This is a genomic window from Mesorhizobium huakuii (assembly GCF_014189455.1).
Taxonomy (GTDB): domain Bacteria; phylum Pseudomonadota; class Alphaproteobacteria; order Rhizobiales; family Rhizobiaceae; genus Mesorhizobium; species Mesorhizobium huakuii_A.
Genome location: NZ_CP050296.1, coordinates 6,429,148 through 6,453,043 on the forward strand (window position 1 = coordinate 6,429,148; position 23,896 = coordinate 6,453,043).

Sequence of the window (23,896 nt, forward strand, 5' to 3'; positions counted from 1 at the left end):
TGTCCAACAAACTTTTCCGTTGGACAACAATTACTTCTTGGCGCCCATCGCAGGGCGTGCCGCAGTGCGGACAGCGCATGTGGCGAACAACATCGAGATCGGGAGGACTCTGCCGCACGTCCAGAGCATTGTGCGGACGTCAAGCTCTTTGACCTCGCAAGGACCTCGGCTAAACCTGCGAAAGCGCCATTGATGAATCGTGGGCTTGCTAGCGAAGCAGACTAAGAAACGAACTCCTTTGGGATGCCGCACGCATCGAAGAACAGCGAAATATTTCCTGATAGGAGAAAGGGAAGGGTTTCACGGATTCGTTCTTCCTCCCAATCCCACCAGCGAATCTTGAGTAAAGTTGCGACCTCCCTCTCGGAAAAACGCAGTCGCACAGTCTCTGCGGGATTTCCCGCAACGAGTGCGTATGGCGGAACATCACGCCGGACTACGCTTCCTGCCCCTATGACGGCTCCGTCCCCGATCCTTACACCAGAATGGATCATGGCATGGCTCGCGATCCAAACGTCATTTCCGATAATGACATCGCCCCTGGTCGCTGGGTGTCCGAGTATATTTTCGGCCTCGGGCCAGTGGGCGATGGCCGAAAAAGGATATGTTGTTATCCAATCTGAGCGGTGGTTCCCTCCAAGAAATATTTCAACGCCGTCTGAGATAGAACAAAATCTACCGATCTTTAACGATGCTTTTTCACCCCACCATCTGACAGTAGGAACTCCATAGCTATATTCTCCAATGTCAAAACCTCTTCCTTCCAACGCAGATCGAGTGAATATTGGAACGACCTGAGGCATCTATTTCGACTCCTGGGCCTTAACGCGGAGATGACCTTCTTCCCGAGATCTGCCACGGGGTCGAACTGGATCAAATCCAAAACTTCGTCGCCAAATGCTGAGCTGTGGAGAATTCTTTGCTCTTCTCAATGGATAGAGTCGTCCAGTAGTTGTCGTAAGCCTTTCGATCGATATCTTTTGAGGAAAAGCGACCAACAATCTCGACATATGCACTGTCAAGCCTTTGGCTAGCAGGGTCGAGATTGGTGATGGAAACGAGCCCTGTCGGCGGGCAGTCGAACATCGTTATGGAGAGATCGGGGCGGTAACTCCGAAGCACGGGAATGACCTTCCAAACATCTCCTGTCCACCATTGCGCAAAGCGAGATTTGGCCCACGTAGGGTCAGAGCGATCTCTAACCGTCATAAAGAACCCCGGGGGAAGGCAATCGTGTAGAAGGATGATCGAATTCTTGCGGCAATGCTTTTCTGTGTTCATAAAATCGCGGAGCAGGAATTCGAAAAAGATGCATTCCATCAAGGAACGCAAGATCGATTGGAGCGCCGAACAATTGACTGGCGTTGTGAGTCGCGAAAAAATCGTCGCTAGATTGCTGAAACAGCATACAACTCGGTTTTTCACCCATTATGTCGGCATCGATCTGGAATTGGGGGTCGACCGCTATGCTGGCGCCGTTGGCCAATCGAAGTGTCGCGCCGCTAAGCGTGCCAATTTCGAAGTACGTCTTCGGTTTAAGACATAGATGGAGAGTGTTGAGAAATGCGGAATAACTCACACCGCAAATAGCGGCTGAATGATCAGCATCATCATTCGTACTTGCATTCTCGATATTCAACCTAGGTTCTCATTTTCAATCTAAAAATGAACAGCCGGCCGCGATCTTAACTATGGTATCTTAACTGCAAACCGCTGGACCGACAAGAGCCGGTGTCGACTGAAAGACAGTCGACGCATCGATTGCGGAGAGGGCGATTGGGCCGCCGTTGACGCTTCGACCATCAACCAGCCACGCCCGCGTCCTCAGCCGAGGGCGCCGGTAATGGCCCCTGCGCAGAAATGGTAACCTAGGCCGTAGACTCATAGGCGCGGAGCCACAGTCGCATTGAGGCGAGCTGGACCATGGCGAGGAAGTTGGCGGCGAGCTTGTCGTAGCGGGTGGCCACGCGGCGGAAGTGCTTCAGCTTCGAGAAGAACCGCTCGACGTGGTTCCGCTCTCGGTAGAGGCGCTTGCTAAAGCAGGGCTTCCACTTGCGATTGCTTTTCGGTGGGATATTGGGTGTGGCACCCTGCTCCTGGATCAGTTCGCGGATGCGATCGGCATCATAGGCCTTGTCGGCGAGGACGATGGTGCGCGGGCCGAGGTGGTCGAGCAGCGTGTCGGCGATCCCACCGTCATGCGCTTGTCCTGCCGTCAGGCCGAGCCGGATCGGGAGGCCTTGCGCGTCGACGACGACATGGATCTTGGTCGTGAGCCCACCTCGGCTGCGACCGAGGCAATGATCTGGCCCCCTTTTTTTGCCGTCGCAGCCTGCTGGTGCGCTCGGATGGAAGTGCTGTCGATCATCTGGATGGTGCCATCGTGCGCGGCACTGATGGCGTCCATCAACTGGTCCCACACGCCTGCCTTTCGCCATCGATTGAAGCGGTTGTAACAGGTGGTGCGCGGCCCATAGCGCTCGGGCAGGTCACGCCAAGGCGCCCCGGAACGCAGCACCCAGAAGATGCCGTTCAGCACCCGCCTGTCGTCGACGCGGGACGCCTCGCGGCTTGTTGGGCAGCAGCGGCTCGATCATGTGCCATTCGAAGTCGGTCAGATTATATCGGCTCATGCTTGGTCTGAATCAGAATCCGGCGCGATATGAAAGGTAGGTCGGAAAATGACCTCGAAGCGGACGTGGGTAAGCCAAAGCCGATCCGGGTAGCCGGGCTAAAGGTCCGCTTGCTCAGTCGCGCGCTACGGGCTTCGGCGTGAAGCTGAATTGAACCTTGTCGTTCAAACCTATGGCGACGTGGACATTTGCAGTGTCTGATAGGCTACTAAACGTCATCTGTCTGAAGTCGGTGGTTCTGCGCGGACCGAGGCCAACGGGTTCTGTGGAGCTGAATCCGGCTGGATGGTCAAAGTCCGGTGGCCCCAGAGTTCCCACAACATCTTCCAGCGTATTTAGACCGCTTGTCGTCTTCCTAAGCCTTTCGAACTCTTCACGGGTCACATGCATGAAAAGCTCATCTCTTCGAGAGGCTGGCGTTTGGCCGCCGCAGAAGATGCAGTGATAGATCAGGACCTGCTGTTGAGCAGTTCCAACGATGTGATACTCATTTAGCTCGGCATCGAACACAATGGGAATCGAGGGCTCCTTGGAAAGTGCCTCAAGTGTCCCACATTCACATCTGGGGGCCTCAAAATTGGGTTTACTCACCGACTGATCCCTTGTGCGATCGAACCATAAGGTAGGACGCTGAGAAGCCCACCTACCAAACTTCTAGCACAACGGGCGTTTGCAGCGTAACCGTCCGCTTCTATTCGCATTTAGCATTTATGAGTTCACGACCTAGATCCGAAATCGCTGGCCAATCCTACCCAAGCATTCTCGTTTTAGCGCGATAAATCTCGCGTGACCAATCCTATGGGAGCGCTTCCGCATAACGTGCCGGCCAAAAGTAGACTCGAAAAGGTTCAGATATCGGCTCCTTAACCGCGCAAGGTCGCTCATCTGTGTCTCCACACAAATAAATGCGATTGAATTGTGGCTTACTAAAACGCTCTTGTCGACGGAGCAAGCTGCCCCATCGCCGGCAAACTTGATGGCGTTGAGGAGGAGGATCAAGGTGTTCGAAGTGGCGAGGTGCGTCATCATGGCCCGGCCATCCTTCGCCTTCAGCGCCATGCCTGAGCAAGCAAACCTACATGGCTAGGCACCAGCTTTTCCCAACCGCCTTACATCTTAGCAAATGTCCGTCGCCACTCGTCGACCGTCAAGATTATCACATTGGCTCCGGGCGTAAATCCTCCGATTTTTCTGACTCAGTAAGATTGGTCCCTCGTCCCAAAATCCGTGACCACCTCACTATCCTCGGAAAAAGTATGTATGATAAACAAACTGTATCGGTCTGACCACATAGGGATTTGCATCAATTATAGTAAGGATTGACTTCAGCTCTCCACTGGGATTAACGCCAATACCTTTAAGATAGTCGTAAAACGGTCCTGAATCCGGATTGCATTCGTTCGCATGTCGGATGAGGAAATTGTCAACGATGCCTGCGCGCCAACGCTCTTTCAGATGATGACCCCAATATATATCGAGTCCCCACCCCGAAATTGACAAATCAAATGAGTGAAGCATCTCTCGCAGAAAGTCACGTCTGAAGAATGGTGCCATCACCTCGACCCAGTTTGTTGTCCGTAGTATTAGACCAGGGTGATGGCGCGTAAGCGCGATGACACAGGAACTGTCAGAGGTGAGAGACGGTTGCGCGATATCCAGTGAATATTCTTCGCAAAGTTTGAAAAAATCAACTGGATCAAATAGAACTTCAATGTCATCGTCCAGAAAAAAACTCCCTCATAGATATTATGCAATCCCGTCGCCTCGAATAGCCGTTTGGCGCCATGCATCTTTGAGAGACCGCCGCCAAAAATGAGCTCGGCTCCGGTGCGGAAAGCGTCATCTGGGTGCGGGTCTGCATAGTAGTTTATCCCGACATCGTACTCCCGGCGCTCACTCAGGGGCTCAGAAAACAAGGAGGGGCGGCGCTTGGAACCGGCGCGTATCAGAATCAAGTACCGCCTTGGTTCACGCGGGACAGTTAGTATCTGGATGTCGTCCGAGTTCTGAAACATTGACGATTCTCCGATATCACGGTGGCGGTCTTCGGCCTCAAATTTTGCCGATGAAGGGACGTGGCGCCGACCGCCCAGTGACGAGGTGAAGCATGGTGTATTATGACGCCTTGATTTCCAAATGGGCAACGCTCACGACGTCCGGAACCACGGCAGCGGAGCAGGTCAATGCGATGACGGTAACCGGCCCAGCCGTGCCGATGATCATCCCGACCTATCGGATTTACAACCTCATCGTTGACAGCGAGTTCGCAGCGCTCAGCGAGCAACTCATCCGCAACATTCTCAGCATGGCTACTTTCTCCTGGACTGATGCGCTTCATTGTTCTGCCAGCAACCTTTTCCGCTGGATAGCACTTACTTTTCGGCACCCATCGCAGGGCGTACCGCAACCCATGACCATCGAACAAAGCTTGACGCGGTGTGTAAGCTGTTATGTTGCTTTCGCAGCGGTGACGAGCATTTGAACCGGTGATTGCAATGGGTTTCTCATGCACCGATTTGCGCCATGTCCCACAGACACATCGCCTTCGATGCGTAGTGTTCCTCCGGCATGACCAGGAGTGGCAGGGGCAATGAGAATGGCGGTTGCTGTAAGTTGAGAAATCCGGATCCGCCCGTTTCCCGGGCAATGTCCTGTGCCGAGGTCGAATGGCTTGAGGTGAACAGCCAGCGCGCGCCGGACTTCTTGAAGTTGCGTAGCACGCGCCAAATATCGGGCTCGGTCAGATGCTGCAGACAGTCGCGTGAAAAAAATGAGGTCAACGTTCGGCAGTGGCTCAGCAGCAAGATCGAGCGCGTGAAATTCGCGATCCGCATATCGCATGCCGTTCGTTTCGATGACCTCCGGCACGATATCGCAGCCAATGTAGTGCGTTTTGCCCAAGTCGACGAAGCGCATCCAGTTGAAGTCACCGCAGGGCGCATCGAGCATGGAGTTCACATCCAGTGCGCGCAAAAGCATCGGCAGTACGGTTCGGACACGATGCGTCGTTGCGTATGCTGAACCGAGTCCGGAGCGCGATTCCGCGGAGCCCCACTCGTTGCTTTGGTAAATGCGCGCGAAAGCTTCGCGGGAATCATCGGGCGTGCTTTGCGTCATCGAGTGCACCTCATGTTACTCGTCGCATCGACATTGGCGCGCGACAACATCAAGATCCCAACGCCCCGTGGGCGGGCTTTGTCAGTGTCTTCACCTTCCCTTGCACGTGCGCGCGTCGAGCCAATGCTGTCTGTTGTGCTGACAAACTAGCTCGGCTCTCGGTGATCTGTGTCTGCCCGGTCTGACGGCGGTTCGGTATCGTGAATGACGAGTGGTGGCATGCAAACGTAAGCTTGCATCGAGCCATATGCCGCACACATCGCGCAATCGATGCCCGTGTCATCGAGGATGACGGCAGTTCCAGAAAAGGGAATTTGTCTGCTTCGTAGCGGCAGACACTTTTCCAGAAGTATTCGCGCGCCTCGTGGTGTGACTGTGTAAGCCTGAGTCCCAAATGAGTGCTCTACCTTGATGAGGGATCGAGAAAATTTCTCGGCCTGAAACAAGGTGGGTTTATTATTATATCGACGATCGTAAAATTCCAACTTGGCTTTGGAGAAGCCGAGATTTACCCAAAGAAACAACGGGTCGTATATATATCCCCACTGTATCAAGTCCCAGCTTTCCGGTGCTTGAGATAGTATATTGGCGGATTCCTCCACAAATCGAAACGATGCTCGAACGTCGTCTTCAAAAATAGTTATCGTCTTGTTCTCTGAAACCGCCAGCTTCCATAAGCCGATATGGGATAGAGCGCATCCCAAAGTGCCCGGGGGTACGCACAATCATTGGTGATCAGACCTTCCTTTATGAGCGCCTCCCTGTCGAGAGAAGTGCCGTCAACGGCCGACACACGAACCGTATTGTGCGTTAGGTGCCAGTTATTGCTTTGATATCTGCTCCAGCGCTCGACGCTGCGGTCGAGGTTTATCAGGTGTATTTTCGGCGGATCCTTCGGCTCGACATGTCGATCTGGCATCGGTACGGCGCCCGGGGGCGTGGCGGCAGTGAATACCGGCGTGTCGCCGGCACCGTGCAACAGCGCTCGGGCGCGCTCGATCCCGTCACTCACATAATATTGGCCATCGCCGAAGGTGATGTAGCCATAGACTTGTCGGTTATCCATATACTGGACGATGCCGGCTTTGCGGGCGCTGTCGGCAAAGATCACGTACTCGTAGCGTGATGTGGCGTCCTCGTATGTCAGTTCGGTCAGTACGTCGGCGCGGACAAGATACGTGCAGTGCACAAGCGGCATCTCGATAATGCCGCGCACGTGGCGGTTGAGCACCCAGCCATATTGATCGCACTGCATATAGTAGCCGTTGGCGTCGATCTCAGCGTGGTAATTCGAATAATACTGCCCGGGCGAGATGGAGCGAAGCAGGGGAGCGACGATCGGCACGTCGAGCGCGACAAGCTCGCGTAGCGTGGCCGGTCGCACGAAATTATCGACGTCGACAACGAAATAGAAATCGCAGCTGTGTTCGAGAGTTTTCCGCAAACTTATGTTGCGGATTCGGCCAAGCACCCTGAAGCGCGTCTCGTTCCATTCGTGTTCGCCAAACTGTTCGACTCTATCGGCCACGTTGGAGGCATCGAATTCAACCGCGGCATAGAGGTGACCAACGCGCTCCACCCATTCGCGCAGTATGTGCTCGGTCCTGTCGGTGTTGTTGTTTGTCCTGATGTACAGGACGATCGACGCCTTCGGGTAGTCGAGCGCCTGGATGCACTCAAGGTACAGCGGCAGTGCCGGCTCTTTCTGCTTTGCCAGGATTGTCACCAGGATGCGCGGCGTGCCCTCGATGCGCGACCGCAACGAACGCTGCCGGACAAGCCTGTGCTGGTCGATCAAGCTCTCGGTCCCGAACGCCCCAAGTTTCGGCGGCTCATTGACCGGAAGCTTGCCGGTGGCGAAGCGCGCGTTGGCCACCACACGCTTCGCCATTTCCGCAGGCAATTTGTCGGAGGCGAGCAATTTTAGACAAGCGTCGAGCGATTCCCGGTAAGCGCCTGCCCAGTAGGCATTGATGGCAAACTCGTCGAGCACTCCGTAATCGTAGACCCAGGGCTGAATGAAAAGTCCGGCGGGTTGAACAAGGTCGAGCCCTCGACGCGCAAATTCCGTTCCTTCTGCATTCCGGCCCTGGTTGCGGCAATAGAGGCTCGCGGCGTGTAGAGCCTCCGCGCGGGCGGGGGACGACCTGCGCCGCGCGCTCAAAGGCGGCAACGACCTCCTCGAATGGCCGCCCCAATGCTGCCATCAGGTTGCCCGCTTCGAGCAGGCTGACATAGACCTCCTCGTCCCAAAAACCCAACTCGGCGCGCTTCAGATAGTTCGCCAGTGATTTTTCACGCTCGCCGGAATCTTTGTAGCTTTGCGCCAGATAGAACGTGTAGCGCGAAACAAGGAAGGGGTCGGTCTCCGTTGCAAGCGCATTTTCAAGAACGGCCGAGTCGTCCTGGTACTTTCGTGGGTTTTGACTGCGTGCTCCGCCACGCCCCGTCGCCACGCGAAAGCCCTTGGCGGTCTCCCGCGTGAGATGGCCAGGAGGCGCCTCCAGATATTCGTGCAGAACGCCCTTGAAGGCGAACGGCAGACAGTTGCGGCAGATCTGCGGGCGATAAAACGAAATGCCACCATGTAACACCTCGACGTCGTATAAATCGTGTTCCATCTGCGACTTGAACCTGATCGGATCGAAGTCGGCGTCCCGGATCAGAACATCGTCCGCGTCGATGATCATTGCATAGTCGACAGTCTCGACTTTACGCAATCGTTCAAGAGCGAAGGTACGGTTGTACGCGAAGTCCCGCCACGGCTCGTCAATGACAGCGCCTTGGACATTGTGATCGGCGAGGAAGCCGCGTATCAGGTCCTGCGTGCCGTCCTCGGAACCCGTGTCAACGATGAGCACGTAGTCGACAAGAGGGAGCACGCTGGCGAGGCATTGCAGGATAACCTTCGTCTCGTTCTTGACAATCATGCACAGGCCGATGGTGCTCATGCGGTTCCTTCAGCTGAGCGGCGGACGTTGCGCGCCTGCTCGAAATTGTGGAATGGGAATTCGTGCAGCTCGCCCGAAAGGTTGCGGGCAGCGAAGAACGATTTGACGAAATCCTGGGTCCCGTCGGTCGAGCCTGTATCGCCGAGGATCCAGCAGTCGATGCGGTCGACAACCGCCCTGAGATTGAAAGTTCGCCATCTCGTTCTTGACGATCATGTTGAGGCAGAGCCGCTTGCCGTTTGTCATTCGTGATCCATCGGCCCTCTATGTGACTGTCGGCGATAGGGACGGTTCGCGTGTCGCCGCGCCTTGCCGGATCCGTTTCGGTGCGGATTTGCCAAGCCTCGATCGCTCATGCCTTCCCCGCTGTCGCTGTCCACTTGCCAGTCCGGCGGCGCAACAGGTTCTATTTCCAAAGAGCCGATCATTCCTTCTCACGGATCTCACAGGTCGTCCTCTGGAAACCGCGCTTAACCATATCCATCGTGGTTAGCAGCCAGCCGTCGTGCCAGCAGGCGGCAACCGCGATCGTGAAAGGACCCTGCCCCAACTGCAACCGCCGGCATTCACCGCTCCGTCCGGTCTGGCCGGTTTAGGTTCCGTATTTCGCCGCCATTTGCAGGCTGCCGTCAAGGTCGAGGCACCCGCATCCGCTGACACATTGCCAACCCGTCTGGCGGCGCCATCGTCGATGGGTTTGCATGGAAGATGGAGCCCTTCAATTGCTGTCTGAAGCAGGCAGGATTGCAAGTAATCCTATTAAACATCTGACTTTCATAACGATTCTCCTCCCCAGCCCCTTGCTATTGCTAAAGCGGCCCTATCCTGTTTTCTGCTAATTTAGCAATAGCTGATTTTATAGTTTACAATTTGCTAATTTTCGAATTTACTAAAACTCGGTGTTGAGGGGCGCCCGCGGATTGGACGGCCGCATCCGGCCGCGCGGCCGGCGCCCGGAACGAATTTCATCGATGCACCGTCACACGGACTTCGAATACCAGATGCGCTGACCTGGTCGGGCGGGGGGCATTTGGCGCCAAATGGCAATTGGCGGCGCGGCGCGGTGGCCGCGGACCAAGGAGGATAGAATGAGCTACATAGCAGGGTTTGCAGTCATGGAAGTTACCGTTAGAGGCGTCTTGCCCATCGGCGACACGACCGAAAATGTGCCTTATTTCATCCTGGACACCGCCAAGGGCGCCATCGTCGGTCAGGTCATTCTTCCCAAGGCCGTCAAGCGAAGCCTCGCCGTCGCTGTCACCGTGAAGGTTCCGGCCGCAGCCGGCTCATTTGCGATTGGCACGTTTGACGATGGCGGGAATTTCCAGCCCTGCAGCTTCCTGCGCGTAGAGAGCCCCGCTGTCGAACGGCCTGACGGCGCCGTCGGCCCGTCAGGAAGATGACCGCGCCCAAAGCTCCTTCTCCCGACCGCTCGCCGGCCAGCCGATGGGCGGCTTTCCGTTGAATTGAATTCAAAGCCAACAGGAGCCAGTCATGGCCCGTGCCTCTGAAATTCTCTTTGTCGATCCTTCAGTCTCCGATCTCCAGACGGTTCTCGGCAACGTGCGACCCGAGGTTCAAGCGATTGTGCTCGACGGCCGCCTGCCGGCGGCGCGGCAGATCGCTGCCGCGCTCGCAGGGCACGCAGGGCTCGATGCGGTGCACGTCATCGCACATGGCGCATCTGGGCTGATCAGCTTCACTGCGGGGGAGTGGTCATCAGCCACATTGAAGGCAGAGGCTGAGGATCTTGCCGCAATCGGCCGGGCGCTTGCCGCGGACGGCGAACTGCGGCTGTGGAGCTGCGAAACGGCATCGGGGAATGCTGGCGAGACCTTCGTGGCGGCGCTGGAAGAGGCCGTCGGCGCGGACGTCTGCGCTTCGAGATCGCTGGTTGGCGCAGCGGCCCTCGGCGGCACCTGGCAAATATCCGCACGCGCGAGCGCTCCCACGCCCCGGCCGCCGCTGACCTCAGATGGAATGGCAAGTTACGCCGGAGTGCTTGCATCGGGTGATCTGACACTCAACGGCACGATACAGGGAAACGGCAACGCAAGTTCCGTCAACACCTATTACCTAGTGGATACAACCGGAGGTTCTAACGTAGTAGTTGGCAGCTTTCAACTTCCAAACGCTACTAATGCCGGCCTCGCACTTGCTTTTTCTGTGACTATAACAATTCCCGATACGACCCATAGTTATACTATTTACAACGATAATTTCAATGTATTTGGTACACTTACGCCCCTCATCCTTGGTGTTAGTTATACGTTCGCGGCCGGTGCTGCTAACGGCACACACAACAATACCTTTACGCCGGCGACTCTCAACCTCACGCAGGCAGGCGCCACAGGCCCGGCTGGCGCGACGGGCGCGACCGGAGCCACTGGTGCGACGGGTTCGACCGGAGCAACTGGCTCGACTGGTGCGACCGGCTCAACCGGCACGACTGGCTCGACCGGCGCGACGGGTTCGACTGGGGCAACTGGCTCGACCGGTGCGACTGGCGCAACTGGCTCGACCGGTGCGACTGGCGCAACTGGCTCGACCGGCGCGACGGGTTCGACCGGAGCGACGGGTTCGACCGGAGCGACAGGCTCAACCGGCTCTACCGGTGCGACAGGCTCGACCGGTGCGACGGGTTCGACCGGAGCGACAGGCTCAACCGGCTCTACCGGAGCGACGGGTTCGACCGGAGCGACAGGCTCAACCGGCTCTACCGGTGCGACAGGCTCGACCGGTGCGACAGGTTCGACGGGAGCAACTGGCTCGACCGGAGCGACCGGGGCAACCGGCTCGACCGGGGCAACTGGATCGACCGGAGCCACTGGTGCGACAGGCTCGACCGGAGCGACAGGCTCAACCGGCTCTACCGGTGCGACAGGCTCGACCGGTGCGACAGGTTCGACGGGAGCAACTGGCTCGACCGGAGCGACCGGGGCAACCGGCTCGACCGGGGCAACTGGATCGACCGGAGCCACTGGTGCGACAGGCTCGACCGGAGCGACGGGTTCAACCGGAGCAACTGGCTCGACCGGTGCGACAGGCTCGACCGGAGCAACTGGCTCGACTGGTGCGACCGGCTCTACCGGAGCGACGGGTTCGACCGGAGCAACTGGCTCGACCGGTGCGACTGGCTCGACCGGAGCGACAGGCTCGACCGGTGCGACAGGCTCGACCGGTGCGACAGGCTCGACCGGCGCGACGGGCTCGACCGGCGCAACTGGCTCTACCGGAGCAACTGGATCGGCTGGATCGACCGGAGCGACGGGCTCGACAGGCGCCACCGGCTCGACCGGAGCAACCGGCTCGACCGGAGCAACTGGCTCGACTGGTGCGACAGGCTCTACCGGCGCGACGGGTTCGACCGGCGCGACTGGATCGACCGGGGCAACCGGCTCGACCGGGGCAACCGGCTCGACCGGCGCCACTGGTTCCACTGGGGCAACAGGTGCGACCGGAGCCACCGGCTCGACCGGAGCAACTGGCTCGATTGGTGCGACAGGTGCGACAGGCTCTACCGGCGCGACGGGTGCGACCGGCGCGACTGGATCGACCGGCGCAACTGGCTCTACCGGCGCAACAGGCTCTACCGGAGCAACTGGATCGACTGGATCGACCGGAGCGACGGGCTCGACAGGCGCCACCGGCTCGACCGGAGCAACCGGCTCGACCGGAGCAACTGGATCGACCGGAGCGACAGGCTCGACCGGCGCCACTGGCTCGACCGGCGCCACTGGCTCGACCGGCGCCACGGGCTCGACCGGCGCCACGGGTTCCACCGGGGCAACTGGTGCGACAGGCTCGACTGGAGCGACAGGTTCGACCGGAGCGACAGGCTCGACTGGCTCGACCGGGGCAACCGGCTCGACCGGTGCCACTGGCTCGACCGGCGCAACTGGCTCTACCGGAGCAACCGGAGCGACTGGATCGACCGGAGCGACAGGCTCGACCGGAGCGACAGGCTCGACCGGCGCCACTGGCTCGACCGGCGCCACGGGTTCGACCGGGGCAACTGGTGCGACAGGCTCGACTGGAGCGACAGGTTCGACCGGAGCGACAGGCTCGACTGGCTCGACCGGGGCAACCGGCTCGACCGGCGCCACTGGCTCGACCGGCGCGACGGGTTCGACCGGCGCCACGGGTTCGACCGGGGCAACTGGTGCGACAGGCTCGACTGGAGCGACAGGTTCGACCGGCGCCACGGGTTCGACCGGGGCAACTGGTGCGACAGGCTCGACTGGAGCGACAGGTTCGACCGGAGCGACAGGCTCGACTGGCTCGACCGGGGCAACCGGCTCGACCGGCTCGACCGGAGCGACCGGCGCCACTGGCTCGACCGGCGCCACGGGCTCGACCGGCGCCACGGGTTCGACCGGGGCAACTGGTGCGACAGGCTCGACTGGAGCGACAGGTTCGACCGGAGCGACAGGCTCGACTGGCTCGACCGGGGCAACCGGAGCGACTGGATCGACCGGAGCGACAGGCTCGACTGGAGCGACAGGTTCGACCGGAGCGACAGGCTCGACTGGCTCGACTGGATCGACCGGGGCAACCGGCGCCACCGGCTCGACCGGCGCCACTGGCTCGACCGGCGCCACGGGTTCCACTGGGGCAACTGGTGCGACAGGCTCGACTGGAGCGACAGGTTCGACCGGAGCGACAGGCTCGACTGGCTCGACCGGGGCAACCGGCTCGACCGGCGCCACTGGCTCGACCGGCGCGACGGGTTCGACCGGCGCCACGGGTTCGACCGGGGCAACTGGTGCGACAGGCTCGACTGGCTCGACTGGATCGACCGGGGCAACCGGCTCGACCGGCGCCACCGGCTCGACCGGCGCGACGGGTTCGACCGGCGCCACGGGTTCGACCGGGGCAACTGGTGCGACAGGCTCGACTGGAGCGACAGGTTCGACCGGAGCGACAGGCTCGACTGGCTCGACCGGGGCAACCGGCTCGACCGGCTCGACCGGAGCGACCGGAGCGACAGGCTCGACCGGCGCCACTGGCTCGACCGGCGCCACGGGCTCGACCGGCGCCACGGGTTCGACCGGGGCAACTGGTGCGACAGGCTCGACTGGAGCGACAGGTTCGACCGGAGCGACAGGCTCGACTGGCTCGACCGGGGCAACCGGAGCGACTGGATCGACCGGAGCGACAGGCTCGACCGGCGCCACTGGCTCGACCGGCGCCACGGGTTCCACTGGGGCAACTGGTGCGACAGGCTCGACTGGAGCGACAGGTTCGACCGGAGCGACAGGCTCGACTGGAGCGACTGGATCGACCGGCGCAACCGGAGCGACTGGTGCGACTGGTGCGACCGGGGCAACCGGCTCGACTGGTGCAACTGGCTCGACCGGCGCCACGGGTTCGACCGGAGCAACCGGCTCGACCGGCGCGACAGGTTCGACCGGAGCAACCGGCTCGACCGGAGCGACAGGTTCGACCGGAGCAACTGGCTCGACCGGAGCTACGGGCTCGACCGGCGCGACTGGATCGACCGGAGCGACGGGTGCGACCGGCGCGACTGGATCGACCGGACCAACAGGCTCGCCTGGTCCGACGGGGTCGACTGGAGCGACTGGCCCAGGCGGTCAGACCGGTGATCATGGTCACGACAATAACGGCCACGGCAATGGACAGCAGGACGCGCCGGGCAATTCCGGGGACCATAACAATGCCGACAACAGCAGCCATCAGGGACAGGGCAACTCTTCCGGAGGCCAAGGCAACGGCGGGCATAACGCCAACGTCACGGCCAGCACGCTGGGGCTCAAGGACACCACACAGTTCCTGCAGTCCGGCTCGCCCGACGGCAACAGTGATCCCGGCAAGCATGCGTCGTTCGGCCAACTGGTCGGCCTTGCGGCCACTTCGGTGACGACAGACCTGCTGAACGTCCTCAAGACAATCACCGGATCTGGCAACAACCAGAACAAGCCTTCCGGAGCGAGCACGGATCTCACCTCGGATCAGACCAAGGCTGGCGCCGGCTACGCCAGCAACGACCACACCGTCAAGACGTCCCTGAAGGATCTCTTGAAGCCGCACGAATGAGCCGTAAATGGACCTGGACGATAACCGGTCCAGGTTTGACAAGGGGCGCGCGGGTTTCGCTGGAAAGCGGACCCCGCGCGCCCTCGCAAGAGATCACCGAAGGGAACCGCGCGAACGTCGCGGGAGCGCGAAGTTCGCGCGTTAAACATCCCGGGACACGGATTGGCAGAAGAGTCGCGGGGCCGATCAATTCGGAGTACGATGGCGGCATGATCGAAACCCTCGGCAGAGGCACTTCGGCCTGGGAATTGTCGAGTTCGCTTGCGTGCCGGAAGACAAGTCCATGGTGAACATCCCCGTGAACGCCGAAATCCAAGCGGTCCCGATCGACGCTGGTCCCGCGCAAGGCGAGGCGGCGGGCGGCGAGAGCACTGTGGCTCGGATCCCTGGCGGTCCCGCCGAATTCGACAAGATCGGGCCCCGCCTGAAGGCGATGCTGCGCGCAGCCCGCTATCACGGTGTCGAGCTCGACCCGAACGAATTCAGGGCCGCGAGCGCGGTTCCCGCCGCCGCCGATCTGTCGCAGTGGGCACAGGACGCCGGCATGTGGTCGCGCGCCGTGCGCATCCGCTGGTCCCACCTCTTGCGCTTCCAGGACGCCGGACCTGTCGTCCTGTTGTTCAACGATGGCGGCGCGGCTCTCCTCACCGGGGCGAGCGCCGAGCGAAACGTCGTCTTCCTGAAAAGTGCGGATGCACCCGAAGATGGTGAAGCCGTCGCCATCGATGAGTTGCGGCTGTCGCAGGTGTGGACGGGCGAGGCACTGCTGCTGCGCGCCACACGATCCTATGTCGCGGCGGACGCGCCCTTCACCCTTCGCTGGCTCGCCGAACTGGTGCGGCTCGAAAGTCACGCCCTGCGCGATATCACCATCGCCTCGTTCACGCTGAGTGTCCTTACCATCCTGCCGCCGCTCATCGTCATGACGGTGGTCAACAAGGTGCTGCAGTTCAACAGCATCTCGACGCTGGTGTTGTTGTCGGCGGTGATCGCCGTGGTTTTCGCCTATGAGACACTGCTTGGCCATGCACGGCGGCTGATCATCAATGTCGTCGGCGCCCGTCTGGACACCAAGTTGCAGCTGCACGTCTTCAGCCGGCTGTTACGCCTGCCGCTCGACTATTTCGAACGGCATCCGGCCGGCGAGACGATGTATCACCTCGCCCAGGTCTATCGCATCCGCGAGTTCCTGACAGGAAAACTCCTTAGCACGTTCCTGGATATGATCACGCTGTGCGTGCTGGTACCGGTCATGTTCTACATCAACACCGCCCTCGCCTGGATCGTGCTGGCCTGCGCGGTGGTGATCCTGCTGATCATCCTCGCCTTCCTCAGGCCACTGCGCCGCAGATACCAGCGGGTGGTCGACGCCGAGACCTGGAAGTCGGCGGCGCTCGGCGAAACAGTCGTCGGCATCAAGACGGTGAAGGCGCTCGGTCTCGAGCCGCAGCGCAAGGCGCTCTGGGACGAGCGGGTGGCGGAAGCGGGAAAGGCGCGTCTTGCCTTCGGACAGCTGGCAAGCTGGCCGCAGACCCTGGTCACGCCGATCGAACGTGTGATGGTGCTCGGCACCATGCTGATTGGCGCCTATCTCGCGATGAACGACCGCACCGGCTACATGGTCGGCGGCTTGTTCGCCTTCATGATGATCGCCCAGCGTGTAGCGCAGCCGCTGGTTGGCCTGGCCCGGCTGGTTGAAGACTACGAGGAGGTCGGTGCGGCGATCGGCGAGGCAGCGTCGGTCCTCAACCGGCCGCTGGAGAGCAGTTCGAATTCCACCGGCCTGAGACCCAGGCTGGTCGGCGAGGTCGTGTTCAGCGACCTGACCTTTAGCTATATCGCCACCAAGACACCGGCGCTCGACCGGGTCAGCTTCCATATTCCCGCCGGCAGCATGTTTGGCATCGTTGGGCGCAGCGGGTCGGGAAAATCGACAGTCGCCCGCCTCCTGCAAGGGATCAACCGCGACTACAGTGGTTTCCTTAAGCTTGATGGCGTCGACCTCAAGGAAATCAACCTGCGCCATTTGCGCCAGGGGCTTGGCGTGGTGCTGCAGGACAACTTTCTGTTCCGCGGATCGATCCGCGACAACATCATCGCCGGGCGCCCGGGCCTGACGCTTTCCGACGCCATGCGCGCCGCGCACCTCGCCGGCGCCCAGGAATTCATCGAGCGGATGCCGAATGGCTACGACACCTACATCGAGGAAGGTTCGCCCAATCTGTCAGGCGGTCAGAAGCAGCGGCTGGCGATCGCGCGCGCGCTCATCCACGATCCGACCATTCTCATCCTCGACGAAGCGACCAGCGCACTCGACCCGGAGAGCGAGGCGGTTGTCAGCGCCAACCTCATGCGCATCGCCAGCGGGCGCACGATGATCATCGTTTCGCACCGGCTAGCCTCGCTGACCGAGTGCGACAACATCCTCGTCATGGATCAGGGTAAGGTCCTCGACGTCGCGCCGCATGCGACCTTGCTCGAACGATGTGCGCTCTATCGCCAGTTGTGGTCGCAGCAGAACCGGCATCTCGACGGCCGCCACGGCCGCCCGGTCGCCGTCCCGCCGCGGTTGGTTTGATCATGTCGCGCGCCTCATATTCGCATCAGGTCCGGTAACCCATGAGTAGCACCTCTCTCACCGCCCTTCCCGCTCGGTGGCACCGGATGGAAACGAGAGATCCGACGACGCCGGCCATACTCGAGTTCCAGTGGCCGTCGACGGCCGTCGCCAATGCGCCTATTCCGCGGGCGGCGCGCGGCATCGTCTGGATCGTTTTCAGCCTGGTCATCGCACTGATCGCCCTGGCGGGACTGATACCGGTCGATCAGGTGGTGACGACCAGAGGACTGGTGGTCTCGCAATCTCCCAACATCGTCGTGCAACCGCTTGAGACAGCGATTGTCCGCTCGATCGAGGTGCGGGAAGGACAGCGCGTCCAGGCCGGCCAACTGCTTGCCCGCCTCGATGCGACCTTTTCCTCAGCCGACCAGGCGGCACTGGCGATGCAGGTCTCGACGCTTGAAGCCGAGGTGGCGCGGTTGAAGGCGGAGGCCAACGGCCAGGCGTTCACCTATGACGGCCTCGACCCTAGTTGGACCCTGCAGGTGTCGATATTCGAGCACCGCAAGGCGGTCTACGATGCCAAGGTGGAGAATTTCGAACGCCAGCGTGACGAACTCAGCTCGGTGATTTCGCGATCGCAATCCGATGCCGACGGCTACCGCCAGCGGCTGACGGTCGCCGACTCGATCGAACAGATGCGCAGGCAGCTCGAGGCAAGGCAGGTAGGAAGCCGCCTCAACACGCTCCTGGCCGAGGACAACCGTGCGGAAATGTCCCGGGCGCTCGGCAACGCCGAGCAGACCGCGGAAGCCGCCAAACGCCAACAGGCAGCGGTGGCCGCCGAGCGCGACGGCTACATTCAGGGCTGGCGCGCTGAAGTCTCGCAGAGCCTGTCGGAGGCAAGCACGCGGATCTCCGACGCCCGCGAACTTCTTAACAAGGCAAAGCTTCGAAACCAGTTGGTCGAGTTGAAGAGCCAGTCAGACGCCATTGTCCAATCGGTAGCAAAAGTCTCTGTGGGCTCGGTCATGCAGTCAGGGGAGCGCTTTATCACGCTGGTGCCGGCCGACGCGCCGCTCGAGATCGAGACAAACATCGTTGGCAGGAGCAGCGGTTTTGTGCATGTCGGCGACCCGGTGATCATCAAGTTCGACACCTTCCCTTATTCGCAGTACGGCCTTGCCCATGGAACTGTGCGGGCACTCAGCCCAGATTCCTTCTCGGCACAGGAGCAAGCGCGCGATCCGAACAGTTCCTTGGCCATGCTACCTTCCGACGCCGAGCCATTCTATCGCACGCGGATCTCCATCGACCAGGTCGCCCTCCACGGCGTGCCCGCCGGTTTCGCCGTCAGCCCCGGCATGCCGGTGACCGCCGACGTAAAGGTAGGCCGGCGCACGATACTCAAGTACATTCTCGGCGTCATGCTCCCGGTCGGCCAGGAGGCGATGCGGGAGCCTTAGACTGGACGAATCAGAGGCTCGGATCGATGACAATCCTGGATCGGCTGACTGGTCTGGCCTTCCCGTCGGCGATGTTGCGTCGGGCGATCCAGCTTGCGGACAGCGGCAAGGCAGCTGAAGCCTTTCCGCTTATGGCCAAGGCGGCGCGCGCGGGGATCGTCGACGCCGAGTACCGGGTCGCGCGTTGCTATCTGGAAGGCGCCGGTGTGCCACCGAGCCGTATGGAAGGCGCGCGATGGCTGCTGCGGGCAGCCAACCACGGGAGCGCGGATGCGCAGGCGCTCCTCGCCGCTCTCTACGTCACCGGGCTGGTGACGGCGGAAGCCGACGGCAGGGGACCCTCGGAGCACTTGTTCAAACCTGATTCCCCGGGAAAACCAGACTTCACCGCTGCTCTCGACTTTGCCAGCAAGGCGGCCGAGGCAGGCTCGGCCACGGGACAGGCGATCCTCGGTTATATCCTTACGAGCGGCCCCGCATCGATGCGCGATGCCGATGCCGCACACCGGTGGTACGAGAAGTCGGCTTCTGCCGGCTGCGCCGAAGGGTGCCTTGGCTTTGCCCTGTCGCTGGCCCGCCGTGGCAAACGCGAAAACAGAGTTCGGATTGCGGAAGAGGTAAGGCGTGCGGCCGACGCAGGCCTGCCGACCGCGACCTATCTTCTTGCGGTCCTTACCGAGCACGGGCTCGGCGTAGCACGCGACATCGCAGCAGCCGCTCAACTGTATCAGGCTGCGGCAGAGAAGGGCCTGCCCTCCGCCCAGTTCCGGTTGGGATTGGCACTGATTGACGGTGCACTCGTCGGCCAAGATGTCGCTGCCGGGGAGGCGTGGATGCGGCGTGCTGCTTTGGCCGGCAATATCGAAGCAGCCTATATGCTGGGCGATCGCTATGCGAAGACGCAGCGGCCGGATTTTGCAGAAGCCGCAAACTGGTATCGGCGGGCAGCCGAAGCAGGCCACCAAGCCGCTGCCCGCGCTTTGGCCTCGCTCTATTTGACGGGAAATGGTGTGGCGGAGGATGTCGAGGAAGGAGCACGCTGGCTGCGCTCTTCCGCAAACGGCGGCAATCAGCAGGCACAGACAGACCTCGCCAATCTTGTCCTCGGAGGGGCCGGCGAGCCGGGCGACGGTGCAAGCGTTGCCGGATGGTTCGAGGCGGCCGCATCATCGGGCGACCTGATCGCGGCATTCAACCTTGGGCTCTGCTTCACCAAGGGCGTCGGCGTCCGCCAGGACGAGGAGCAAGCGGCACACTGGCTGCGGCGCGCGGCCGAAGGCGTCGCCGAGGCGCAATACATGTACGCCCGCCTCCTCCAGGATGGACGCGGCGTGGCGGCCGACCCAACTCAGGCCCGCGTGTGGTTTGCGCGGGCGGCCGACGCCGGCGTGCTCGACGCACGCGTGGCGCTTGCCGAGATGCTACTCAATGGGCGCGGCGGCATGCCCGAGCCTGAGGCTGCAATGCAGATGTTTGAGCAGGCCGCCGCCGACGGTCACGCCGGGGCGATGTTTGCGATTGGCGCGCTGTACGGAGCCGGCCACGGCCTGCCGGTCGACCAGACAACGGCGCAGAAATGGTACGCTGCCGCTGCCGGACGTGGGCATAGCCAAGCCCAATTCATGCTCGGACGTTATCTCTTGAAAGGCCTCGCCGGGGAGCGCGACCCGATTGCCGCTCGCCTGTGGCTCGAACGCGCGGCTGCGCACGGGATCAGTGAAGCCGCCGACGAATTGGGGCCGCGGGCGGGTCCAACTAGTGCTGCTGTGGCCGTTGGAGTGAAGCAGCGCCAAGAAGGCTGGGGGACCATTCGAAATCCGCTGACCGACTGGCTACGCCATGAGCCATATGCTCATTTGACGCGGGAATCAAAGGCCCGGCACCCAAGCGCCGTATTATTCCTTGTCGAGCCTGGCATATGTTCTGGGGCCGCAACAGTCACAGGTCCCAGATTGAGTGGTTCAGTAAGTTTGCACCACGGCGGATCCACACATCCCAACTTCCTTCATAAGCGCGCTCAATTCGGCTGGAGTCGCAAGGCACGGATATCCCGGCGAACGTCCGCATTGGAGAGGTCAATATCGTCGGCAGAAGAGCCTGCGAAAAGGGCTTTCGGCGGCTCCGTCGTGGGAACGAAAAAAGAAGAGAAGCAGAACCTTCGTGTGCGATATTTGCACACGACATCTCGTAACTAGCTGATTATATTTAAGTATCTGCCCCATCCATCATGGGCGCAAGAGCAAGATGTCGATCTATCTTATTCATTTCATTACTTTTTTTCTGCTCAAGTCCGTCCAATACCCGGTTGGAACGACTGAGCAATTTGGCCCTGACACACCCGCCCAAACGTAGCCCAATTTACGATTATTCCGCCGCAACGGAAGGCCACCCGGCTATATCTTAGTTCTCATTGCACACATAGTGCACACGAAAGCGGTTGGTCTAGGGCTACCCCGGAGTAGCCAGCGACGCAGCACAATGCTTGAAGCTAGATTGTCGACTGGGCCGGAATAGGAGACAAGGCACAGGCACAGGACCGCCCTCCCCGCCTTTGAATACCCCCCTACGGGACATCGCGATCTGAAAGACGCTGGACCTATGGACCGAGCGTGTCGAGGCGGCGCACATCATCGGCGGCCTCGGCCAACAGCCAGTCGCGGAATGTCGTGATTTTGGGGAGCATCGACGTCGCCTTGGGGCAGACGATCCAGTAGGTCTTGGACAATCGCAGAGCCGTGGCGAACGGTCTTACGAGGCGGCCGTTGATGAGGTCCCAAGCCGCAAGCGTGGTGCGGGCGAGTGCGACGCCCTGGCCGTCGATAGCGGCGTCTATGACCATGCTGGCGCGGTTCAAGACCGGTCCGTGGGAGCGTTCGGCATGGACCACGCCAGCGGCCTCGAGCCATTCCGACCAGTCCTTTCGGTCATCAAGATGCAGCAACGGAAATTTCAGCACATCGGACGGCTCGCGCATCCGCTGGTGAAGTTTGGGACTGCATACCGCGAACAGTTGCTCGGAGCACAGGCGGACAACATCATGCCCCGCCCAGTTGCCATCGCCATGCCGCACGGCAAGATCGACGTCCTCTCTTGCGAAGTCGACGTGATGCATGGTTGCGGAAATCCTAAGATCGATGTCCGGATGCGTCTCTGCAAACCTGCCAAGGCGGTTTACCAACCACTTGGCGGCAAAGTCGGGCGACGTGCTGACCGTTAGCGCTCCGGCCCTAGATAGATGCTGGATGCGTTCCGTGCCGAGGGCGATACGGTCGAAGGCATCGCGCACCACCTCCAGGTAGGAAAGGCCAGCCCGTGTGATGCTCAGCTTTTGACGTTCGCGATCGAACAGCCTGATGCCCAATTGGAGCTCGAGCGCCTTCACCTGATGGCTCACCGCGCCCTGCGTCACGGAAAGTTCGTCCGCCGCCCTGGTGAAGCTCTCGTGGCGCGCCGCCGCCTCGAAGGCTTTGAGGGCGTTGAGTGATGGCAGTCGGCGGGCCAATTTCGCACCCATGTCATGAGAAAAATTGGGCCAAGCACGAGAAACCATGCTTTGCGCCCGTGGACAGATTGGAGCATTTCCGCAGCACACGTCAACCAGAGCACTGCGGAAGGATGAGAAATGTTGAACCCCCTGCTGATTGAGACGCCGAGGCGTTCATCGTCACCTGGAAGTGCCCATCGCGTGATGGAAAGTGTAGTTCGCTCGATGGCATCGGTGGCGCGCTGGATCGAACTCCATCGCCAACGAGAACAACTGGCCGAACTCGAAAACCATCAATTGGCAGACTTGGGTCTGTGTATGGTGCAGTGCAAGAAAAGACCTACGCGCTGACATTCTCGTCAGGTGATGTGCCCATTCGCCCAAGACCCGTGCTGCTTGGCGCCATGCATAACGCTGCGCCCTCGGTGTGAACAATGACATGCCAGGAGTAACTATCCTGCTTGGCGATAAAACAGCGCCCGTCCAGCCGGGATCAGCTGAAGAAGATAATCGAAGTCGCCGATGTTCCCTGTGAGTATCGTGAACCCTAGCTTCTGCGCCTGCAGGAACAAAACACAATCCTGAAGGGCGCGGAGCCGAGCATCTTTCTGGTAACCCTGAAGGCGACACAGGATGCCTGAGAGTAGCGCGGCTTTTCCAAGCACATCCGGATCGGGTGCGAACACGCGATGCGGGTGCATGTCGCCAATGGTAGTGCCAATCTGTTTGATTGCCATCTTTGTGCCGGAATGCTTCGGGTCTAGCACACCAACGGTGTGCATGAGTTCCTGGATGGCAACCGTCGAATGGTTGCTGAGCCTGAGATCGAGCAGGTCGGCGACCACATCCGGGGCGCGTCCCTGCAAACCGTCAATATAGACACAGGTATCGAGCATGAGTTCTTGCCCCGCCTCGGCGGCATAACCGAGGAAGGGTAGTTCGTCATCTTTACGACGAGATAGCGTCTTCCGAGGATCGAATCGTGCCCAGCGGACAGACCCGGCGAAGTCGAAGTCCGTCAATTCAGAACCCTAGCTTAAGAGACGGATCTACGGTTCCTCTCGTCTTTCTGAATGTCTGTCCGAAATTGTCATCGAGTGCGACATTGGCGAGGGCGAATTCGATCAAGTCGGTGTCAGTCTCGATCCCGGTTTGCTTCTTGGCTTTTTCGATCAGCGCCGGACTGATACGACCACCGATCCGCGTGCTCTTCTCACCCAGCAGACCAGAATGTTCCGCCGCCTTCATGACGGCCTCAAAACGGGTTCTGCTGATCGCGACAGACTTGCCGGTCTTTGTTGCCCGACTAATCTTCGGAAGTGGCTCGCCGGCCTTCGTCGTCATTTCGATCATACCGGCGCGCTTCTGAATGGCAAATCTGCCTCGCCGTTCCGCGCCACCACCCGTGTGTTTCTTCCTCGCTGCCTTCGCCATGACGCAGCCTCCAATGTCTGACATTTCGCGATTTCGTCAAACATAACACGGCCACGGCAATTTTCAAGGACCCACCGAATTGCGGCAGCCAGTCGCGGAATGTCGTGATTTTGGAGAGCATCGACGTCGCCTGTGAATCAGCACCGAAGGTTGCCCCCGCCCAAATGCACCAAGTGCATGAATTTGCAGAAAAT

General features: G+C 60.4%; 20 protein-coding genes and 2 pseudogenes. 8 read left to right on the plus strand and 14 right to left on the minus strand.

Annotated elements, in window-relative coordinates; translation table 11 throughout:
- Positions 1–221: 221 nt before the first annotated feature.
- The 6 genes and pseudogenes from HB778_RS42915 to HB778_RS31430 all read right to left on the minus strand — a co-directional run bounded on the left by HB778_RS42915 (position 222) and on the right by HB778_RS31430 (position 4,648).
- Complete coding sequence (locus HB778_RS42915) at positions 222–803, minus strand: CatB-related O-acetyltransferase (RefSeq protein WP_183459579.1); 582 nt, start codon at positions 801–803, stop codon at positions 222–224.
- Positions 804–873: 70 nt separating this feature from the next.
- The gene (locus HB778_RS31410) at positions 874–1,209 is read right to left on the minus strand and encodes a hypothetical protein (RefSeq protein WP_183459581.1); all 336 of its coding nucleotides are present in this window, start codon (positions 1,207–1,209) and stop codon (positions 874–876) included.
- The gene (locus HB778_RS31415) at positions 1,199–1,639 is read right to left on the minus strand and encodes a hypothetical protein (protein WP_183459583.1); all 441 of its coding nucleotides are present in this window, start codon (positions 1,637–1,639) and stop codon (positions 1,199–1,201) included. The genes HB778_RS31410 and HB778_RS31415 overlap by 11 nt, the downstream gene beginning before the upstream one ends.
- 229 nt (positions 1,640–1,868) lie before the next feature.
- A pseudogene (locus HB778_RS31420) lies at positions 1,869–2,633 on the minus strand (IS5 family transposase).
- A gap of 114 nt (positions 2,634–2,747) precedes the next feature.
- Positions 2,748–3,224, minus strand: coding sequence for a hypothetical protein (locus tag HB778_RS31425; RefSeq protein ID WP_183459586.1), 477 nt, complete (start codon positions 3,222–3,224; stop codon positions 2,748–2,750).
- Positions 3,225–4,216: 992 nt separating this feature from the next.
- Positions 4,217–4,648, minus strand: coding sequence for a hypothetical protein (locus tag HB778_RS31430; RefSeq protein WP_183459588.1), 432 nt, complete (start codon positions 4,646–4,648; stop codon positions 4,217–4,219).
- A 92-nt stretch (positions 4,649–4,740) separates the two neighbouring features.
- On the opposite strand from HB778_RS31430, the gene HB778_RS31435 reads away from it, so the two are divergent.
- Entirely contained in the window at positions 4,741–5,115 is a 375-nt protein-coding gene (locus HB778_RS31435; RefSeq protein WP_183459590.1) for a hypothetical protein, read from the plus strand.
- Here HB778_RS31435 and HB778_RS31440 read toward each other — a convergent pair.
- The 4 genes from HB778_RS31440 to HB778_RS41855 all read right to left on the minus strand — a co-directional run bounded on the left by HB778_RS31440 (position 5,082) and on the right by HB778_RS41855 (position 8,701).
- Complete coding sequence (locus tag HB778_RS31440) at positions 5,082–5,750, minus strand: class I SAM-dependent methyltransferase (RefSeq protein ID WP_183459592.1); 669 nt, start codon at positions 5,748–5,750, stop codon at positions 5,082–5,084. The two genes, HB778_RS31435 and HB778_RS31440, sit on opposite strands and share 34 nt — an antisense overlap.
- A gap of 146 nt (positions 5,751–5,896) precedes the next feature.
- Complete coding sequence (locus tag HB778_RS41845; RefSeq protein WP_348524644.1) at positions 5,897–6,475, minus strand: glycosyltransferase family 25 protein; 579 nt, start codon at positions 6,473–6,475, stop codon at positions 5,897–5,899.
- A complete protein-coding gene (locus HB778_RS41850) occupies positions 6,391–7,641 on the minus strand; it encodes a glycosyltransferase family 2 protein (RefSeq protein ID WP_244662019.1) in 1,251 nt (416 codons plus the stop codon). Before HB778_RS41850 ends, HB778_RS41845 begins: the two co-directional genes overlap by 85 nt.
- Complete coding sequence (locus tag HB778_RS41855; protein WP_244661691.1) at positions 7,583–8,701, minus strand: glycosyltransferase; 1,119 nt, start codon at positions 8,699–8,701, stop codon at positions 7,583–7,585. Before HB778_RS41855 ends, HB778_RS41850 begins: the two co-directional genes overlap by 59 nt.
- Before the next feature lie 1,088 nt (positions 8,702–9,789).
- Between HB778_RS41855 and HB778_RS31450 the strand changes: the two genes are divergently transcribed.
- Both HB778_RS31450 and HB778_RS31455 read left to right on the plus strand, forming a co-directional pair.
- A complete protein-coding gene (locus HB778_RS31450) occupies positions 9,790–10,104 on the plus strand; it encodes a hypothetical protein (protein ID WP_183459594.1) in 315 nt (104 codons plus the stop codon).
- A 91-nt stretch (positions 10,105–10,195) separates the two neighbouring features.
- Positions 10,196–10,645, plus strand: a pseudogene (locus tag HB778_RS31455) (DUF4347 domain-containing protein); the annotation flags it as partial.
- 320 nt (positions 10,646–10,965) lie between these two features.
- Here the strand turns inward: HB778_RS31455 and HB778_RS31460 are convergent.
- On the minus strand, positions 10,966–14,067 hold the full coding sequence (locus tag HB778_RS31460) for a DUF4573 domain-containing protein (protein WP_183459596.1): 3,102 nt from the start codon (positions 14,065–14,067) through the stop codon (positions 10,966–10,968).
- A 511-nt stretch (positions 14,068–14,578) separates the two neighbouring features.
- Between HB778_RS31460 and HB778_RS31465 the strand changes: the two genes are divergently transcribed.
- From HB778_RS31465 to HB778_RS31480, 4 genes are all read left to right on the plus strand, one after another.
- Positions 14,579–14,758 (plus strand): hypothetical protein, encoded by a 180-nt coding sequence (locus HB778_RS31465; RefSeq protein WP_183465329.1) that lies wholly within the window; start codon positions 14,579–14,581, stop codon positions 14,756–14,758.
- Positions 14,759–15,041: 283 nt separating this feature from the next.
- The gene (locus HB778_RS31470; protein ID WP_244661692.1) at positions 15,042–17,336 is read left to right on the plus strand and encodes a peptidase domain-containing ABC transporter; all 2,295 of its coding nucleotides are present in this window, start codon (positions 15,042–15,044) and stop codon (positions 17,334–17,336) included.
- Positions 17,337–17,422: 86 nt separating this feature from the next.
- Entirely contained in the window at positions 17,423–18,784 is a 1,362-nt protein-coding gene (locus HB778_RS31475; RefSeq protein WP_183459598.1) for an HlyD family type I secretion periplasmic adaptor subunit, read from the plus strand.
- A 26-nt stretch (positions 18,785–18,810) separates the two neighbouring features.
- Positions 18,811–20,979, plus strand: coding sequence for a tetratricopeptide repeat protein (locus HB778_RS31480; RefSeq protein WP_244661693.1), 2,169 nt, complete (start codon positions 18,811–18,813; stop codon positions 20,977–20,979).
- A 401-nt stretch (positions 20,980–21,380) separates the two neighbouring features.
- On the opposite strand, the gene HB778_RS31485 is transcribed toward HB778_RS31480, so the two are convergent.
- A complete protein-coding gene (locus HB778_RS31485) occupies positions 21,381–22,334 on the minus strand; it encodes a transcriptional regulator GcvA (RefSeq protein WP_244661694.1) in 954 nt (317 codons plus the stop codon).
- A gap of 159 nt (positions 22,335–22,493) precedes the next feature.
- Between HB778_RS31485 and HB778_RS43540 the strand changes: the two genes are divergently transcribed.
- A complete protein-coding gene (locus tag HB778_RS43540) occupies positions 22,494–22,619 on the plus strand; it encodes a DUF1127 domain-containing protein (protein WP_432421278.1) in 126 nt (41 codons plus the stop codon).
- Between the two features lie 101 nt (positions 22,620–22,720).
- Here HB778_RS43540 and HB778_RS31495 read toward each other — a convergent pair whose 3' ends face one another.
- A complete protein-coding gene (locus tag HB778_RS31495) occupies positions 22,721–23,290 on the minus strand; it encodes a type II toxin-antitoxin system VapC family toxin (RefSeq protein WP_183459602.1) in 570 nt (189 codons plus the stop codon).
- A gap of 1 nt (position 23,291) precedes the next feature.
- Positions 23,292–23,702: a hypothetical protein gene (locus HB778_RS41860; RefSeq protein ID WP_244661695.1), complete on the minus strand. Its 411-nt coding sequence runs from the start codon at positions 23,700–23,702 to the stop codon at positions 23,292–23,294.
- Between the last annotated feature and the right edge of the window lie 194 nt (positions 23,703–23,896).

Excerpts from the sequence above, each read along its gene's own strand:
- HB778_RS31435 (WP_183459590.1), top strand. The coding sequence starts at position 4,741 with ATGGTGTATTATGACGCCTTGATTTCCAAATGGGCAACGCTCACGACG.
- HB778_RS41850 (WP_244662019.1), bottom strand. The coding sequence starts at position 7,641 with ATGGCGAAGCGTGTGGTGGCCAACGCGCGCTTCGCCACCGGCAAGCTT.
- HB778_RS31410 (WP_183459581.1), bottom strand. The coding sequence starts at position 1,209 with ATGACGGTTAGAGATCGCTCTGACCCTACGTGGGCCAAATCTCGCTTT.
- HB778_RS41855 (WP_244661691.1), bottom strand. The coding sequence starts at position 8,701 with ATGAGCACCATCGGCCTGTGCATGATTGTCAAGAACGAGACGAAGGTT.
- HB778_RS43540 (WP_432421278.1), top strand. The coding sequence starts at position 22,494 with ATGGCATCGGTGGCGCGCTGGATCGAACTCCATCGCCAACGAGAACAA.
- HB778_RS41860 (WP_244661695.1), bottom strand. The coding sequence starts at position 23,702 with ATGGCGAAGGCAGCGAGGAAGAAACACACGGGTGGTGGCGCGGAACGG.
- HB778_RS31485 (WP_244661694.1), bottom strand. The coding sequence starts at position 22,334 with ATGGTTTCTCGTGCTTGGCCCAATTTTTCTCATGACATGGGTGCGAAA.
- HB778_RS31450 (WP_183459594.1), top strand. The coding sequence starts at position 9,790 with ATGAGCTACATAGCAGGGTTTGCAGTCATGGAAGTTACCGTTAGAGGC.
- HB778_RS42915 (WP_183459579.1), bottom strand. The coding sequence starts at position 803 with ATGCCTCAGGTCGTTCCAATATTCACTCGATCTGCGTTGGAAGGAAGA.
- HB778_RS31475 (WP_183459598.1), top strand. The coding sequence starts at position 17,423 with ATGGAAACGAGAGATCCGACGACGCCGGCCATACTCGAGTTCCAGTGG.
- HB778_RS31470 (WP_244661692.1), top strand. The coding sequence starts at position 15,042 with ATGGTGAACATCCCCGTGAACGCCGAAATCCAAGCGGTCCCGATCGAC.
- HB778_RS31440 (WP_183459592.1), bottom strand. The coding sequence starts at position 5,750 with ATGACGCAAAGCACGCCCGATGATTCCCGCGAAGCTTTCGCGCGCATT.
- HB778_RS31430 (WP_183459588.1), bottom strand. The coding sequence starts at position 4,648 with ATGTTTCAGAACTCGGACGACATCCAGATACTAACTGTCCCGCGTGAA.
- HB778_RS31480 (WP_244661693.1), top strand. The coding sequence starts at position 18,811 with ATGACAATCCTGGATCGGCTGACTGGTCTGGCCTTCCCGTCGGCGATG.